15 protein-coding genes (1 of these 15 running past the window's edge) are annotated in these 16,173 nt (G+C 73.3%); 9 read left to right on the top strand and 6 right to left on the bottom strand.

Going from position 1 to position 16,173, the window contains the following annotated elements:
- Both ACW14Y_RS33265 and ACW14Y_RS33260 read right to left on the bottom strand, forming a co-directional pair.
- On the bottom strand, positions 1–679 hold the 5' portion of the coding sequence (locus tag ACW14Y_RS33265; RefSeq protein WP_380390494.1) for an SDR family oxidoreductase. The gene continues 80 nt to the left of window position 1, outside the view; only the first 679 of its 759 coding nucleotides appear in the window; the start codon lies at positions 677–679; its stop codon lies beyond the left edge, outside the window.
- A complete protein-coding gene (locus ACW14Y_RS33260; RefSeq protein ID WP_380310138.1) occupies positions 676–2,076 on the bottom strand; it encodes a DUF6421 family protein in 1,401 nt (466 codons plus the stop codon). Before ACW14Y_RS33260 ends, ACW14Y_RS33265 begins: the two co-directional genes overlap by 4 nt.
- Positions 2,077–2,335: 259 nt before the next feature.
- Here ACW14Y_RS33260 and ACW14Y_RS33255 point away from each other — a divergent pair, with 259 nt between their 5' ends.
- The 5 genes from ACW14Y_RS33255 (at position 2,336) to ACW14Y_RS33235 (ending at position 6,935) form a co-directional block, all read left to right on the top strand.
- Positions 2,336–3,214, top strand: a complete 879-nt coding sequence (locus ACW14Y_RS33255) for an ABC transporter substrate-binding protein (protein ID WP_380310136.1) — start codon at positions 2,336–2,338, stop codon at positions 3,212–3,214.
- Positions 3,215–3,255: 41 nt separating this feature from the next.
- Entirely contained in the window at positions 3,256–4,167 is a 912-nt protein-coding gene (locus tag ACW14Y_RS33250; RefSeq protein ID WP_456984560.1) for an amino acid ABC transporter permease, read from the top strand.
- Positions 4,164–4,958 (top strand): amino acid ABC transporter ATP-binding protein, encoded by a 795-nt coding sequence (locus ACW14Y_RS33245; RefSeq protein ID WP_402721694.1) that lies wholly within the window; start codon positions 4,164–4,166, stop codon positions 4,956–4,958. Before ACW14Y_RS33250 ends, ACW14Y_RS33245 begins: the two co-directional genes overlap by 4 nt.
- Before the next feature lie 198 nt (positions 4,959–5,156).
- Positions 5,157–5,732 (top strand): DUF5134 domain-containing protein, encoded by a 576-nt coding sequence (locus tag ACW14Y_RS33240; RefSeq protein ID WP_402721695.1) that lies wholly within the window; start codon positions 5,157–5,159, stop codon positions 5,730–5,732.
- Positions 5,733–5,972: 240 nt separating this feature from the next.
- Entirely contained in the window at positions 5,973–6,935 is a 963-nt protein-coding gene (locus ACW14Y_RS33235; RefSeq protein ID WP_456984558.1) for a M56 family metallopeptidase, read from the top strand.
- 75 nt (positions 6,936–7,010) lie between these two features.
- Here the strand turns inward: ACW14Y_RS33235 and ACW14Y_RS33230 are convergent, their stop codons facing one another.
- A complete protein-coding gene (locus ACW14Y_RS33230) occupies positions 7,011–7,415 on the bottom strand; it encodes a MarR family winged helix-turn-helix transcriptional regulator (RefSeq protein ID WP_380310130.1) in 405 nt (134 codons plus the stop codon).
- A gap of 87 nt (positions 7,416–7,502) precedes the next feature.
- Between ACW14Y_RS33230 and ACW14Y_RS33225 the strand changes: the two genes are divergently transcribed.
- Together ACW14Y_RS33225 and ACW14Y_RS33220 are read left to right on the top strand one after the other, a co-directional pair.
- A complete protein-coding gene (locus ACW14Y_RS33225; RefSeq protein WP_380310129.1) occupies positions 7,503–9,026 on the top strand; it encodes an MFS transporter in 1,524 nt (507 codons plus the stop codon).
- A gap of 237 nt (positions 9,027–9,263) precedes the next feature.
- Entirely contained in the window at positions 9,264–9,869 is a 606-nt protein-coding gene (locus ACW14Y_RS33220; RefSeq protein WP_380310127.1) for a TetR/AcrR family transcriptional regulator, read from the top strand.
- 70 nt (positions 9,870–9,939) lie between these two features.
- Here ACW14Y_RS33220 and ACW14Y_RS33215 read toward each other — a convergent pair whose 3' ends face one another.
- Positions 9,940–10,806: a helix-turn-helix domain-containing protein gene (locus tag ACW14Y_RS33215; protein WP_030392216.1), complete on the bottom strand. Its 867-nt coding sequence runs from the start codon at positions 10,804–10,806 to the stop codon at positions 9,940–9,942.
- A gap of 412 nt (positions 10,807–11,218) precedes the next feature.
- Between ACW14Y_RS33215 and ACW14Y_RS33210 the strand changes: the two genes are divergently transcribed.
- The gene (locus ACW14Y_RS33210; protein ID WP_456984554.1) at positions 11,219–11,740 is read left to right on the top strand and encodes an ATP-binding protein; all 522 of its coding nucleotides are present in this window, start codon (positions 11,219–11,221) and stop codon (positions 11,738–11,740) included.
- Positions 11,741–12,104: 364 nt separating this feature from the next.
- Here ACW14Y_RS33210 and ACW14Y_RS33205 read toward each other — a convergent pair whose 3' ends face one another.
- Positions 12,105–12,359 (bottom strand): DUF397 domain-containing protein, encoded by a 255-nt coding sequence (locus tag ACW14Y_RS33205; RefSeq protein ID WP_380306186.1) that lies wholly within the window; start codon positions 12,357–12,359, stop codon positions 12,105–12,107.
- A 514-nt stretch (positions 12,360–12,873) separates the two neighbouring features.
- Here ACW14Y_RS33205 and ACW14Y_RS33200 point away from each other — a divergent pair.
- Positions 12,874–13,809 (top strand): hypothetical protein, encoded by a 936-nt coding sequence (locus tag ACW14Y_RS33200; RefSeq protein ID WP_456984553.1) that lies wholly within the window; start codon positions 12,874–12,876, stop codon positions 13,807–13,809.
- Between the two features lie 89 nt (positions 13,810–13,898).
- On the opposite strand, the gene ACW14Y_RS33195 is transcribed toward ACW14Y_RS33200, so the two are convergent.
- The gene (locus ACW14Y_RS33195; protein WP_456984552.1) at positions 13,899–16,130 is read right to left on the bottom strand and encodes a hypothetical protein; all 2,232 of its coding nucleotides are present in this window, start codon (positions 16,128–16,130) and stop codon (positions 13,899–13,901) included.
- Between the last annotated feature and the right edge of the window lie 43 nt (positions 16,131–16,173).

The raw sequence follows: 16,173 nt of genomic DNA, 5'->3' as shown, positions 1-16,173 counted from the left end.
GGTCGGCGGTGTCGGTGAAGCCGGCGAACTTCGCCTCCGGCTTCTCGGCCCGCATCTCGGGACTGACCAACGCCTTGATCACCAGGATGGCAGCCGCGGCGGTGGGCTTGCCGTCCTCGGCGGTGGTCTCCTTGCGGAAGGAGTCCGCCATGGCCAGCGTCCAGGCCTCGGTGGCGGCCTTGGCCGCGGCGTAGGCGGCGCCGCCCGCGGTGGGCTTGTGCGCGGCGGCGGCGGAGATCATCGCGTAGCGGCCCGACTCGCTGCGGACCAGGGCGGGCTGGAACGCCAGCGAGGTGTGCTGGAGGGTGCGCACGACGGTGTCGTGCAGGAAGTCCCAGTCGTCGATCCGGCTGTCGAAGAAGGTCTTGCTGCCGCGCCAGCCGCCGACGAGGTGGAACACGCCGTCGACGTGGCCGTGCTCGGCCTCCAGGTGGTCGGCCCAATCGTGGACCTCCTGCGGGTCGAGGAGGTCGATGACCTGGCCGCTGACGCGGGCGCCGCGGACGGCGACGCGGACGGAGTCGAGTGCGGACTCCAGGCGCTGGGCGTCGATGTCGGCGCCGATGACGGTGGCGCCGTCGGAGGCGAGGCGGCGCAGCACGGCCTGGCCGGCCGGGCCGCTGGCTCCGGCGACGGCGATGACCTTGCCGGTCAGCGGTCCCTTGGGTGCGGTGGTCACGCGGCGACTCCCTGCAGGCCGGCGCCGGTGATACCGGCGGTCGAGGCGATGACGCCGCCGAGCTTCTTCGAGAGGGCCTCGTAGAACATGCTCAGCGGGAACTCGTCGGGGAGCACAGCGTCGCACAGCGCCTTGTTGAGCGCCTTGCCGTCGGTGCTGCCGAACGGCAGTGCCTCGGTGCCCTTCGCCCAGGTCGAGGCCGGGTGCGGGGTGAGGTAGCGGGAGACCAGCTCGTAGGCGGCGATCCAGTGGGCCGGCTTCGGGCGGTCGATGCCGTCGCGGTAGAGGGTCTCGATCTCGGCGCAGAGGTCGTTGGTGACCTGCGGGGCCCGCTCCCAGTCGATGCTGAGGCGGTTGTCGCGCCAGCGCAGCGCGTCGTGCTTGTGCAGGTAGGCGAAGAGCAGCTGGCCGCCCATGCCGTCGTAGTTGCGGACGCGGTCACCGCTGACCGGGAAGCGGAAGAGGCGGTCGAAGAGGATCGCGTACTGGACGTCGCGGGCGTGCACGTTGCCCTCGGTCTCCAGCTTCACCGCCTCCTTGAAGGTGGTGAGGTCGCAGCGGAGCTCCTCCAGGCCGTACATCCAGAACGGGCTGCGCTGCTTGATCATGAAGGGGTCGAACGGCAGGTCGCCGTGGCTGTGGGTCCGGTCGTGGATGAGGTCCCAGAGCACGAAGGTCTGCTGCGAGCGCTCCTGGTCCTGCAGCAGGCTCTCGGCGTCGGCGGGGATCTCCAGGCCGAGCAGTTCGACGGCGTTGGTGGAGACGACGCGGAAGCGGGCGGCCTCGCGGTCGCAGAAGATGCCGCCCCAGGTGAATCGTTCCGGCGCCTTGCGCACGGCCACGGTCTCCGGGAAGAGGACGGCGGAGTTGGTGTCGTAGCCGGCCGTGAAGTCGGTGAAGGTGATCGGCACGAACATCGGGTTGTCGAAGCGGGTCCGCTCCAGCTCGGCCAGCCACTCGGGCCACACGACGCTCAGCAGGACGGCTTCCAGGTTGCGGTCCGGGTTGCCGTTCTGGGTGTACATCGGGAAGACGACCAGGTGCTGGAGGCCGTCCTCGCGCTGGGTCGCGGGCTGGAAGGCGAGCAGCGAGTCCAGGAAGTCGGGCTCCCGGTAGCCGGTGTCGGCCCACTTGGCCAGGTCCGCGTCGACGGCGGCCAGGTAGGCGGCGTCGTGCGGGAAGAGCGGGGCCAGCTCGGCGACGGCGGTGCGCACGGTCGCGACCAGGGGGTCGACGGTGTGGCGCTGCACGGCGGCCAGGTCGATGGAGCCGTCCTTGGACTGCAGGGGGCGCAGGGTCTCGACGGCGTCCTTCAGTCGCAGCCAGGCCGGGTGCGCGGCGAGGCTCTGGGCCGGGGCGTCGGCCGCCACAGCGACCCTTGGCGAAAGATTCTGCATCGGGGACTCACTTCAACAGGAGGGTTTTCAACGAGACCACCATATGTACGAAAGGTTCTTCTGTTCAAGGGCGGGTTCGGCGCCGGATCTTTCGTGACCAGGGGTGGAGCACGCGTGACAGCCGCGTGAACAGGCGAGGGGATCTTCCGGACGGCACGGGACGAAGCCTCCCAAGCCGACCATGCCGCGCGTGTCCCGGGCCCGCCACCGGGGGAGGTCACCACCCGACCGGTCCGCCTCTTCGCCCAGGAGCACCGCCATGCCCCTCCCCCGCACGTCCGCCGTCGCCGCCCTGCTCGCCGGCGCCCTGCTGGCCGCGGTCACCGGCTGCGCCGCCCAGGAGCCGGCCTCCGGCACCGGCCCCTCGGCCTCGGGCGGCTCCGCCGACTGCTCGCCCGGAGCGCTGCCGACCCGGACGGCGGGGACGCTCGCCGTCGGCACCGACAAGCCCGCGTACGAGCCGTGGTTCTCGGAGGACCGGCCGGAGAACGGCAAGGGCTTCGAGTCGGCGGTGGCGTACGCGGTCGCGGCGAAGCTGGGGTACCCGAAGGAGAAGGTGTCCTGGGTGGTCGCACCGTTCGGCCGGGCGACCGCGCCCGGTCCCAAGGACTTCGACTTCGACATCAACCAGGTGTCGATCAGCACCGAGCGCCGACAGGCGGTGGACTTCTCCTCCGGCTACTACGACGTGCGGCAGGCGGTGATCGCGCTGAAGAGCTCCAAGGCCGCCTCCGCGCGGAGCCTGGCCGATCTGAAGGGGGTCAAGCTGGGTGCCCAGGTGGGGACCACCAGCCTGGAGGCGATCACCGGCACCCTGCGGCCGTCGGCACCGCCGGCCGTCTTCGACTCCAACGACCTGGCGAAGGCCGCGCTGAGGAACGGTCAGGTCGAGGCGCTGGTGGTGGACCTGCCGACGGCCTTCTACATCACCGGGGCCGAGGTGACCGAGGCCGTGGTGGTCGGTCAGCTGACGGGCGCGGGCGGCGGGGGCGAACAGTTCGGACTGGTGCTGGACAAGGGCTCCCGGCTGACCGGCTGCGTCTCGGCGGCGGTGGACGCGCTGCGGGCCGACGGCACGCTCGGGCGGTTGGAGCAGGAGTGGCTGTCCGACGCCGTGTCCGCTCCCGTCCTGCGGTGAGCGCGGAGGACGTGAGCGCCAGGGACAGGAGCGCCGGGGACGTGAGCGCCGGGGACACAAGCGCGGAGCGGACGGAGCCGCCGCCCGCGAAGGCCGCCGACCCGGCGGGCTACCGGCCCTCGGCGCGGCGGCTGGCCCGGGAGGCGTTCCGCCGCCGCCGGGCCCGCCGCTCGGCGCTGATCGCCACCGCCTCGACCCTGCTGACGACGGTCGCGCTGGTCGCCCTGGTGGTCGGCTCGCCGGGCTGGCCGGCGGTGCGGCGCTCGTTCTTCAGCGCCGAGTACGCCCGGCAGGCGCTGCCCGAGGTACTGAAGGGGCTGCGGATCAATCTGGAGCTGATGGCCGTCTGCGGGGTGCTGATCCTCGTCCTCGGCCTGCTGCTCGCGGTGCTGCGGACGCTGCGCGGGCCGGTCTTCCTGCCGGTGCGGCTGCTGGCCACGGTGTACGTGGACTTCTTCCTCGGCCTGCCGATGATCATCTGCCTGCTGGTGATGATCACCGGCGTCCCGGCGCTGCGGTTGACCGGGGTCACCACCGACCCGCTGTGGCTGGGCGGCGCGGCGCTGGTGCTCACCTACGCGGCGTACGTCTCCGAGGTGTTCCGGGCCGGGATCGAGTCGGTGCACCCGAGCCAGCTGGCCGCGGCCCGCTCGCTGGGCCTGTCGCACGCGCAGGCGATGCGGTTCGTGGTGCTGCCCCAGGCGGTGCGCCGGGTGGTGCCGCCGCTGCTCAACAACCTGGTCAGTCTGCAGAAGGACACCGGGCTGGTGTCGATCGGCGGGGTGATCGACGCGGTCTACGCGGCGAAGATCATCAACGGCCGCTCGTTCAACTCCACCCCGTACCTGGTGGCGGCGCTCGTCTTCGTGGCGCTGACCGTCCCGCTGACCCGGTTCACCGGCTGGCTGACCGCCCGGGCCGACCGCCGGCGCTACGAAGGGAGCCCGTCGTGACGGTGACGGTGACGGTGACGGGAAAGACGGCCGGCGCCGAGCCGGTCCTGCGGCTGGAAGCGGTGCGCAAGACCTTCGGCGACGGCCGGGTGGTGCTCGCGGACGTGCACCTGAGCGTGCCCGAGCACTCGGTGACGGCGCTGATCGGCGCCTCCGGCTCCGGCAAGTCGACGCTGCTGCGGTGCGTCAACCTGCTGGAGCGGATCGACGACGGCGCGGTCTTCCTGGACGGCGTCGAGATCACCGACCCGCGCGTGGACGAGGACGCCGTCCGGCGGCGGATCGGCGTGGTGTTCCAGGCGTACAACCTCTTCCCGCACCTGACCGTGCTGGAGAACGTGACGCTCGCCCCGCGCCGGGTGCACGGGGTGCCGCGCGCCGAGGCGGAGGCGCGGGCCCTGGAACTGCTGGAGCGGCTCGGCCTCGCGGACCGGGCCGACGCCTACCCGGACCGGCTCTCGGGCGGGCAGCAGCAGCGGGTGGCGATCGTCCGGGCCCTGGCCACCGGGCCGCGCCTGCTGCTGCTCGACGAGATCACCGCCGCGCTCGACCCGGAGCTGGTCGGCGAGGTGCTGTCGGTGGTGCGGGACCTCAAGGAGCGGGGCATGACGATGCTGCTCGCCACGCACGAGATGGGATTCGCGCGCGAGGTCGCCGACCAGGTCTGCTTCCTGGACGGCGGGGCGGTGCTCGAACAGGGGCCGCCGGAGCGGGTGTTCGGGGCCCCGACGGAGGAGCGGACCCGGCGCTTCCTGAGCCGGGTGATCGCCTCCGGCCGGCTCGCCGGGTGACCGGAGCGTCCGTACCCGGGCGGTCGGCCCGGACGTCCTGAGCGGGCGGACGGGCCGGGCGTCCGGGTCGGGCGGCGCCCGACGCCCGACCGCACCACGAGAAGCACAACCGTGCGCCCCCGCACGCGCCCTGCTGCCCGCGGCGGCGAGCGGTGATCGTGGACGGTACGCCCGTCCGCGCCGCCCGGGAGGCCGCCGTTGCACGGTCCGAACCTGGTCAGCTGGCTGCTGGCCGTCCTCACCGCGGCCTCCGGCGGCTACTGCCTCTCCCGGCTGCGCCGCGCCCCGTGCACTCCCGTGACGGCCCCGGCCGTCCCCGGCGCCGGTCCCGGCCGGCTGCGCACCCACGAGGCGGACCTCGCCGAGGGGCTGATGGGTTTCGGCATGGCCGCGATGGCGGTCGCCGGCACGGCCGTGCCGGGCGAGGTGTGGGCCTGGGTCTACGGTCCGCCCGCGGTGCTCCTGGTGCTGGCGGCCGCCCGCCGTCCGGACCGGCGGGCGCACCGGCTGCACCACGCGGTCGGGGCACTGGCGATGACGTACATGGCGCTGGCGATGACCGCCGCCCCCGGACACGCCGGGCACCATCCGGCGGCCGGTTCGCCCGCGCTGACCGGCGCCCTGCTCGCCTACTTCGGCGGGTACGCGCTGTGGTCCGGCAGCCGGCTGCTGAGCGGCCCCGGCGGCACGGCGGTGGTGGCCTCGACCGGACTGCCCCGGGCCTGCCGACTGTCCATGGGGATCGGCATGTTCGCCATGCTCCTGACCATGTGACGACCGTCCGCCGTCCCCACCGGGCGACACCGAGCGACACCGGGCGGCACCGGACGACCACGGGCGACCCACGACGGCGGACCCCGGCACCCGAGCGCCCCCTCGTGGCCCGCCCCCGTCCGCCGGGTGTCGTGGCGTTGGTCACTGGGCGACCGAAAGCCGTTCCACCCGGCTCCGGCAGCGCATAGGTTGACCGGAAGCGCACTGTCGCGCTCCGTGCGTCCCCGGGGAGCCCATGCCATGACGGCCCTGCTCGGCCTGTTGCTGCTCGGACTGGTGCTCGCCACCCTCGCCCCCCGGCTGCTGGTCCGGGCGCGCTGGGTGGAGCGGGAACCGGTCCTGGCGCTGCTGGTGTGGCAGTGCCTGGTGGTGGCGGTACTGCTGTGCTGCGCGCTGGGCCTGGTGCTCGCCGCGATGGCCGCCCTCCCCGACCTGCGGACGGTGCTCTTCGGCTGCGCGCCGACCGGCGTCGAGGCCGCGTACGGGCTGCACAACGCCGAGGGCTGGGGCCGGCTCTGCGCGGCGGTGCTGGCGGCGGGCGGGCTGCAGACGGTGGTCGCGCTGACCCGGGAGATCCGTACCGCGAAGGCGCTGCGGGCCCGTCGGCACGCTCAACTGGCCGAGCTGTCACCGCCGTTGCCGGAGTCGATCGAGCCGGCCTCGGGCGTCGGCGCCCGGCCCCGCCGGGAGCGGCTGGTGGTACTGGAGAACGTCCGCCCGGAGGCGTGGTCGCTGCCGGGGCAGGACTCCCGGCTGGTGGTCACCACCGGGGCCCTCCACCGGCTCACCGCCCGCGAGCTGGCGGCGGTTCTCAGCCACGAGCGCGGGCACGTGCGGGCCCGGCACCACTGGCTGGCCCAGGGCGCGCAGGCGCTCGCCTCCGGGTTCCCCGGGGTCGGGGTGTTCCGCGCCTTCCGGGACCAGGTGGGCGAGTTGGTGGAGCTGGCGGCGGACGACCGGGCGGCACGCCGGCACGGACGGCACACCACGGCCCTGGCACTGGCGGGGATCAATCTGGAGCGCGGGGTGTTCGGCGCCTGCCCGCCCGGGCTGGCGCAGTCCCCGAAGCGGGTGGACCGGCTGCTGGCGGGGCGGCCGAGGCTCTCCGTGCCGCACCGGCTGCGCCTGACCGTGGCCGCCCTGGCGGTGCCCGCCGCGGTGGTCCTGCTGGCCGTCGCCCCGGGGCTGCTCGCGCTGCGCTGAGCCCTGCCCCGACCACCGCCACCTTCCGGGCAGCCCACGGCTCTTGACGGCGCATCAGCCCCCAGAAGGGCTCCCCTACGGCTCCTCGGCCAGGGTGAGCGACAGCACCTCGCGGTGCAGCGCGCGGGCCTCGGCGTAACACCGGCGACCCTCCTCCGTCAGCGCGACCTGGATGCCGCGCCGGTCGGCGGCGCACATCGCCCGGGTCACCAGCCCGGCCTTCTCCAGCCGGCCGATGAGCCGGGAGAGGGCGCTCTGGCTGAGGTGCACGGTGGGGGCGAGTTCCTGCACGCGCAGGCCCTGGTCGCCGCTCTCGCAGCCCTCGACGAGGCGCTCCAGCACCTCGAACTCGCTCATGCCCAGGCCGTGCTTCTCGCCGAGCTCACGGTCGAGCAGACAGGCGGTCCGGGCATGCCGGGCGAGCAGGTCGCGCCACTGGGCGACCAGCCCTGCCTCCTCCGGGGAGTCGAGTTCAGCCACGCCGCCACAGTATCACAGCGTCAACAACTTATGCGTTAACATCTTATTCACTTGCATTGGATGCATGTGCATGTAGTGTTCTGCGTCATGACCACAGCGACCGCCACGACCACCGACGATCCGTCACATGCCGGGGCCCACTGGACCCCCCGGCTCTGGGGCACCCTGATCGTGCTCTGCGCCGCGCTCTTCCTGGACGCCCTGGACATCTCGATGGTCGGCATCGCCCTGCCGTCCATCGGCTCCGAACTGCACCTGTCCACCTCCACCCTCCAGTGGGTGGTCTCCGGCTACGTGCTCGGCTACGGCGGCCTGCTGCTGCTCGGCGGCCGCACCGCCGACCTGCTCGGCCGCCGCCGGGTCTTCCTGACCGCGCTCGGCGTCTTCGCCGCCGCCTCCCTGCTCGGCGGCCTGGTCGACGACGGCGGCCTGCTGATCGCCGCCCGCTTCCTCAAGGGCGTCGCGGCCGCGTTCACCGCGCCGGCCGGCCTGTCGATCATCACCACGACCTTCCCCGAGGGCCCCGCCCGCAACCGGGCACTGTCGATCTACACCACCTGCGGCGCCAGCGGCTTCTCGCTCGGCCTGGTGCTCAGCGGCCTGCTCACCGCGGTCGGCTGGCGCTGGACCTTCCTGATGCCCGTCCCGATCGCGCTGCTCGCCCTGGTCTTCGCCGTCCGACTGCTCCCCCGCCCGACCGAGGAGAAGGTCACCGGCCGCTACGACGTGCTCGGCGCGATCACCGGCACCACCGCCGTACTGCTGCTGGTGTTCACCGTCACCGAGGCACAGGGCGCGGGCTGGCTGAGCCTGCGCACCCTGGGCTCGCTGGCCGTCGTGGCCCTGCTGGCGGCGGCGTTCCTGGTGGTCGAGAGCCGGACCGCGCACCCGCTGGTGCGGCTCGGCATCTTCCGCAACGGCTCGGTCGCCCGGGCCAATGTGATCGCCTTCGCGATGACCGGCGCGTACGGCGGCTTCCAGTTCGTCGTCACCCTCTACCTGCAGGACCTGCTCGGCTGGTCGGCCCTGACGATGGCGCTCGGACTGCTCCCGGCCGGCGCGATGATCGCGCTCTCGGCGCCGTTCATGGGCCCGGTGGTGGACCGCTTCGGCACCGGCCGACTGCTGCCGATCGGCCTGCTGGCCCTGGTCGGCGCGTTCGCCCTGTTCCTGCGGCTGGACGCGCACAGCTCGTACCCGGTGCTGGTGCTGCCCTCGATCGTCCTGCTCGGCATCGGCTTCGCACTCGCCTTCCCCTCGGTGAACATCGCCGCCACCGACGGGGTGGCGGACGAGGAGCAGGGCCTCGCCTCGGGCCTGGTGAACACCGCGATCCAGGTGGGCACCGCGGTCGTCCTGGCCGGCGCCACCGCGATCATCACCGCCGGCAGCAACGGCGGCACCGGCGCCGAGGCACAGCTGGACGGCTACCGGCCGGCCCTGCTGTTCGTCACCGGGGTCGCGCTGGTCGGCCTGGTGATCGCCGTGGCGGGAGCCGTGCTCGACCGGCGGAAGAAGGCAACCACCCTGTCGGTACCGGACTATGATTATCCGTCAGTAGGCCGGGAGAACCTGGCCGGGCGCCGCGACGAGATCCTCAGCAAGAGCTGAGCGGCGGCAGAGGTTCCGCGTCATCCGGATCCACCCTTCGCCGTCGGGCTGGGCGCCGGCTCCACCAAACCCCCGTGTTGGTAGAGCCGGCGCCTCCGTACGGGCCGAACCCGGACCGCCCGGCCGAATGCCGGTCACCGGGGTCCGGTCGCCGGCCCGGCCAGTATATTGGCCGCCAGCCAACGAACGTACGGAGCAGAAACGATGGCACCTCGCGGGGATTCGGTCAATGAGGAGATGCGCCAGCGCTCCCGGCGCCGCATCATGCGGGCCACCGTCGAGCTGGTCGACCAGCGCGGATACGCCGGCACCACGCTGACCGACATCGCCGAGCGGGCCGGGCTCGCCCGCGGCCTGCTCTCCTACTACTTCGACGGCAAACGGCTGCTGATGCAGTCGGCCACCCACCGGATGATGCACCAGGCGCTCTCCACCGCCCTCGACGAGCTGGCGCCCGAGGCCGGCCCCGAGGACCGGCTCGCCCGGGCCATCGACGCGGTGCTGAGCCTGGCCATGGACCACCCGAGGGTGATGCGCTCGCACCTCGCGCTGATCCTCGACCCGGACACCGGCGCCTTCGTCCAGGACCCGGAGCAGCAGCGGCTCGGCTCGATCCTCCAGGGACTGCTGCGCGACTGGGGCGCCCCCGACCCGCCGGCCGAGCACGCGGTGCTGCGCAGCGCGCTGATGGGCGGCTGCATAGGCGTGCTGCTGCCCGGGGCGGAGATCCCGCTGGCCCCGATCCGGGCCGACCTGTTCCGCCGCTACGACCTGCCCTGGCACCTCGGCCGTCCGCCGCAGCCGCTCCCGCCGGAACGGGAGCGGCCGCCGGCCCGCGGCTGAACCGCGGCGGCCGGCGGCCGCTCCGCCCGTCCGGATCCGGCGCCCCCTCGGGCACCGGTCCGGTCCGGGCTCAGCGCTCCTTCAGGATCGAGGCCAGCAGGTCGATGGTGCGCTCGGGCGTGAGGCTGTCCACGCAGAGCCGCTCCATGACCTGGATGTAGGCGTCGACGTCGTCGCGCTTGTCCAGGTACAGCGCGCTGGTCAGCTGCTCCAGGTACACCACGTCCGCGAGGTCCTGCTCGGGGAAGCGCAGGATGGTGAACGCACCGGACTCACCGGCGTGCGCACCGAAGCGGAACGGCATGACCTGGATGACCACGTTGGCCTGCTCGGCGGCGTCGATCAGGTACTGGACCTGGCCGCGCATCACCTTGGGGCCGCCGACCGGACGGCGCAGCGCGGCCTCGTCGATGACCGCCCAGAGCCGCGGGCTGCCGCCCTCGGTGAGGAGCTTCTGACGGCGCATGCGCAGGCTGACCCGGCGTTCGACCTCCTCCTCGCTGATCACCGGCCGACTCTGGCCGAAAACCGCCCGTGCGTACTCCTCGGACTGCAGCAGGCCGGGGACGAACTGGACTTCGTAGGTGCGGATCAGGGCAGCGGCCTCCTCGAGGCCGACATAGGTCTGGAACCAACCCGGCAGGACGTCGTTGAAGCTGTGCCACCAGCCCGACTTGTTGGCCTCACGGACCAGGCCGAGCAGCGCCTCGCGTTCGAGGCCGTCGTCCACGCCGTAGAGGCTGAGCAGGTCGGCGACGTCGCGTTCCTTGAAGCTGACCCGGCCGAGTTCCATGCGGCTGATCTTGGACTCGGAAGCCCGGATCGCGTAGCCCGCGTCCTCGCGGGTGATGCCGCGCGTCTCGCGGAGCCGGCGCAGCTGGGAGCCGAGGAGGATCCGGCGGACCATCGAGCCGCCGCCCGGCTGAACTGTGGTCATGCGGTCCTAACCTCCACCTAGGGCAAACAGCGCACAGTCTGCCATCAGTTGAGCGCTCACGGTGCCGATACTGACGGATGTTCCTATCAGTTCTGCACTCCGCACACCAGGATGCACGTGCATCCGGCGCTTGCATATGCCATTTGAACGACTGCACGTGAATCGGCTCTTGCATCTGTAGTGAGCGCAGAGCACGATGGTGCACGTGCACCTGCACATCCCTGGCAATCCCGCGGGCTCCGCGTCGACCCCACGCGCGATTCCGTGCACCGGCCCGGCAGCGCCCCCGCGCCTCCGGGCCCTCGTGCGCGCGCGCCTGGTCGAGGCGGCCGCGCGGCCGAGCGAGTCGGAGGTGACCGGCATGACCCCGGCGGGTCCAGCCGTGTCCGCCCCCTTATGGGAGGAGCTCTTCATGAGCACCGGAACGGCTTTGGCAGTCGACCCCCATGTGGTCACGTGTACGCTCGCTCCCCGCTACGAAGCCGTCAGAACCGCGCGCGACTTCGCCAGGACCGCCCTGCAGCGCTGGGGCCTGGGCGAGCTCTTCGACGATGTCGCGCTGGTGGCCTCGGAGCTGGTGACCAACGCGTTGCGGCACGCGATCGGCGCGTGCCCGACCACGGCGGACGACCACGACTTTCCCACGCAACCGACGCCCGAGGGCAGGCTGCCGATCCGAATAAGCCTCGTGCACCGCGCGCCCCAGGTGGTCTGCGCGGTGAGCGACCCCAGCAGCCTGGGCCCGGTGGCCCGGGAGGCGGACTTCGTGGCCGAGTCAGGCCGCGGACTGCACCTGGTGGACTCCTTCAGCCGCTCCTGGGGCTGGCACCCGCTGGGCGGCGGCAAGGTCGTCTGGGCGCTGTTCGAGGTGGAGGAGAGCCTGCGACCGGCCCCCGTGGCCGAGTTCGGCGGACGGCACCGGCGCTCGGCCTGACACCCGACTCCGCGTCCGCCCGGAGCCGCGCCGGGAACACACCACACCACACCACGGCCGGCGAACTCCTCCGGCGACCACTCCACCCCCGGCAACGGCGATCGGCGGCCCACGGGCAGCGGGCACCGGCAGCCTCCCGGCGGTGGCGTCCCTCCGATCCGTTTCCCTCCGGCCCGCGTGCGGCGGCCCGGCAGCGCGACGGAGGCGGGCCCGGCCGCGAAGGCCGGGCGGGCCCCGGCCCGGGATCCCGGGTGCGGGGAAGGCCGGGGAACCGGCGAGCACGGCCGGAGGAACCCGGGAAAGACAAAGGCCGTCGTGGTGTCAGCACCCACGACGGCCCCCCGATGGTGAAGCCGGCGACCGGTCAGACCGCCAGGTGGTCGAACTCCCCGTCCTTGGCCCCCAGCAGCAGTGCGGCGATCTCGGCCCGGGTGTAGATCAGCGCCGGACCGTCCGGGAAGCGCGAGTTGCGCATCGCCACATCGCCCCCCGGAAGGGCGGCGAATTCGACGCAGTTCCCCTGAGAGTTGCTGTGCAGGCTCTTCTGCCAGACCACGCCTTCGAGGTCCGCAGCGGCCATCCCGTTGTACGTGTCGTACGTGTCGTGCGAGTCGTGCATAGAAATCTCCCGAAGAGCTCCGGAGTGGGTCGTCCAGCTCGGCGCCCCGGCCCCGGCCGTACGACCGGGCCGGCCCCGTACCGGCCCGGCACAACGCCTCACTTGACGCGATGATAGCTCCAGTGCACGTGCATCAGCACGGGACATTGCAGGTGCACGGCCTTTTCGACACCGAACCGGAACTCTTCACGAAGAGCCCCCCCGGCGGCATATAAGCGGACATAGTCGAGCGAATCGACAAGTAGCCGCTAACCGCCCGTAGGCGACCCCCCGCTGAATGTTGATCTTCCGACGCCGGGAGTCGCACCTCAGTGACGCTCCGTCAGGCCGGTCGTATGCTGTGAGACATCTCACGCGCCACTCGTGCAACGAAAGCCCCGTTCCGTCGCATCTACGCGGGTACCGGGACAACTGCCGCCCGGAGGCCGGTTATGTCCGGTTTTCGCAGCGGTGGTCCCACCCGGTACGGCAGCCGAATGCGGGCCGGGCGGGCCGATGTCCTACGATCTCCGCCATGAGCACCGCAGCCATCCCGGGCGCGCCACTGCCCGTCCGTACTCCAGGCTCCCGTGCGCGGGGGCGCCACCGCCGTCCCGAGCGCCCCGAGATCCCGGCCGGTTCCCCGGCCCTGCTGCTCGCCGTCCCCGCGGCCGCCGGACCGGAATCCCGGTCCGTGGTCGAGGAGCTGCTGTCGATCGTCCGCAGCGAGCAGAACGGCGTGCTGACCGCCGCCGGCTACCTGCCGACCGGCGGGGCCGACGACCGGCACACCGGCGGGACCACGGCCGAGCGCACCGTCGCCGAACTCCTGACCGAAGCGGCCGAGGCCGGCCTGCCGACGCCCGTCGTGGTACCGCTGGTGCCCGGCCCGCACGGCTTCCTCCCCGAACTGCACGCCCTCGCCGCCGAGTACGGCGCCCAGGTCACCGACACCCTGGGCCCGCACCCGCTGCTCGCCGAGGCCGTCCACGTCCGCCTCTCCGAGGCCGGTCTGGCCCGCGCCGACCGCGCCCGCCTGTTCGCCATCGCGACCGCCGCCGACGGCGTGGTGCTCACCACCGTCGGTGGGCAGCCCGCGGCCGACGCGGCCGGCATCACCGGCATGCTGCTGGCCGCCCGGCTCGCCGTCCCGGTCGTCGCCGCCGCGCTGGACATCCCCGGCTCGGTGGCCGAGGCCGTCGCCCACCTCAAGGAGATGGGTGCCCAGAACCCGGCCCTGGCCCCGCTGGTGATCGGCCCCGAGGCGGACGCCGAGCTGCTCGCCGCGGCCGCCGAGGAGTCCGGCTGCCCGTCGGCCGCGCCGCTGGGCGCGTACCAGGCGGTGGGTCAGCTGGTCGCCTCCACCTACCTGGCCGCGCTGCCGGCCGTCGCCCCCGACCTCGGGGCCGACGAGGCCGAGGACGCCGACGAGACCGGCCCCCGCGGCAACGGACGGCACGCCGCCCAGTAGCGGACACCGCGTGGGCGGGCCCGGAACGGAGCTGCCGTTCCGGGCCCGTCGCGCTTCCGCCGGAGGCACCCGGCGCCGCCGCGGCACCGTCACCGCCCCACCCGGACGGTGGGCGCGGCCGCATCCTTCAGCCGGAGCTCCGGCACCTGCACCGGCCGGGACTGGCCCGCCAGGGTCGGCACCGACGCGGCGACCGCGTTCCACTGCGGCCGGTCGGTGCCCTGCTCGCCCGCCCGGCGGACCTGCAGCACCTCGGTCGTTCCGGCCCGGCGCAGCAGGATGTTCTTGGGCGCCCCGGCCTCCGGGTCGAGCCAGAGCTCGTTGCCGCCGAACTCGCAGTCCAGCACCAGCACGTCGTCCGGTTTGCCGTCGGGCCCGGCCCGGAACGCGATCCCGGCCCTGCGGTAGCCGGTGAACCGGCTGCGGCTGAAGGTGACCGACTCCCCGGCGAGTTCGTGCCGGGCGGTGGAGACCGCGAAGTCGCTGCGCCCGGCGGCGTCGATCAGCAGCCCGTCGAAGTTGCTGCCCCGGTCCCGGCCGAGCGCGTGCAGCGCCACTCCCCCGCCGGCGTTCCCGTACAGCACGCTCGCGGTGTAGTCGAAGTCGTTGAGGTAGGCGCCGTGCTCGATGCCCCAGCCGCCGTTGTGGTAGGCGGCGAACTCGGTGACCACGTGGTGCCGCTGGGCGTTGAGCCAGACGAAGATGCCGTCCTGCAGGTTGTTGTGGGCCAGGCAGCGCTGGAAGGTCCAGACGCCCTCGCTGTTCTCCGGCCACTCGAAGCCCGAGGCGCCGGTGGCGCCCTGCACCCCGACGGCGACGCAGTCCACGGCCTTGCCGCCGGTGCCCGCGCCGAGGTTGAAGCCGGTCAGCCGGTAGGCCCGGGGGTTGGGTTCGAGCAGGGTGCGGGAGGCGACGCAGGACTCGTAGACGATGTCGTCGGAGGGCTGCTGGGGGGTGCGGGTGTCCAGCGGGCCGTCCCACCAGTAGGCGTCCTCCCAGGTCTCGTGGCTGACGCAGCTGCGGAAGGTGATGCCGTGGCTGGCGTGCGGCACGAACGCATGGCTGCCCGCGTCGCGGACGACCACGCCCTCGACCACGGTGCCCCGGGTGGCGTCGCCGAGCCGGTGGAAGTGCAGTCCGTACCGGCCGAGCACCGGCGCGGTGACGGGCGCGGTGCCGTCCGGGCCCCGCCAGGTCTCCTTGGTGTCGGCGCGCGGTCCGACCCAGCGCAGCGCGGTGTGCCGGACGTCGGCCCGGCGGGTGCTGGTGAGGTGGACGTGGGCGCGGCCCTTGGCGCTGCCCTCGACCCGGACGCTGCGGGTGAGGTTGAGCAGTTCGGCACCGACCGTGACGCCCCCTCCGGCGGCGACCCTGGGGTGCGGGTACTTGAGCGGGGTGGTCAGGGTGACGGTGGTTCCGCTGACGGACCGGACGGTGACGAGGTCGTAGGCGGCGGCGAAGCCGTCCTGGTCGGGCGGGCCGGTCGGGGTGACGGCCAGTTCGTCGCCGGGGAGCCAGCCGGCGGGCGGGGCCGCCAGGTTGACGACGGTGTCGCCGGCCCTGAGCTCTCGCTCGGCGCGGACCCAGGCGGTCTTGGCGGCGCCGTCCAGCCGCAGGTAGCCGGCGCCGGTGACCCAGAGGCCCACATCGGTGTCGACCACTTTCATGCCGTCACCCTGGAAGCGCTTCTCGTCGACGGTGGGGAAGCGGAGGGTGTGGACCCGGTCGCCGTCGGGGGCGAGGGCGAGGGCGCCGCGGATCTCGACGTTGCCCGCGGCGGCGAGGGTGAGGGTGCGGTCGGCGGCGAAGGTGAGACTGCCGCCCGGCTCGACCAGCAGGGAGCCGACCTCGGCGTCGGTGTCGAGCAGGACCTTGTCGGTGATCCGGACGGCGCTGCGCGGTCCGGGCGGGCTGCCGCCCCAGCCGGCCCGGTCGGACCAGCGGCGGCCGCCCTGGTCGACGGTGGGCGCGGGGGCGGGCTGCTCGGGGGGCCCGGTGCCCGGGGCGGCGGTGCCCGGCGGGGCGGCGCCGTGGCCGCCGTCCTGGCCCATCGGGGCGCCCTCCCCGGGCGGGCCGGAGCCGACGACGGCGGCCGGGGTGACCAGCCGGGTCTCGCCGCTCAGCGAACGGCGCAGGACCTCCTCGCCGCTGATCGCCGCGAAGGCGGTGCCGACGGCCAGCCAGCGCAGTAATGCGCGGCGGGTTACGGGAGTTCGGGGTGGTTCGGGCGGGATGTCCGCTCTGCGATGTTTTGCCCTGCGGTGCGCCCCGCGCGGCCTGGTGGCCGGACGGGCGGCGTCCGGGTCCTCGTCGATGCCCATCGGTGCGTAGCCCTCCCCCCGGGCGGCTGCGTCTGCGCCGGCA

Source organism: Kitasatospora sp. cg17-2 (genome assembly GCF_054031055.1).
Note: the sequence above shows the minus strand (reverse complement) of the source record. Positions and strands in the feature narration are given on the sequence as shown.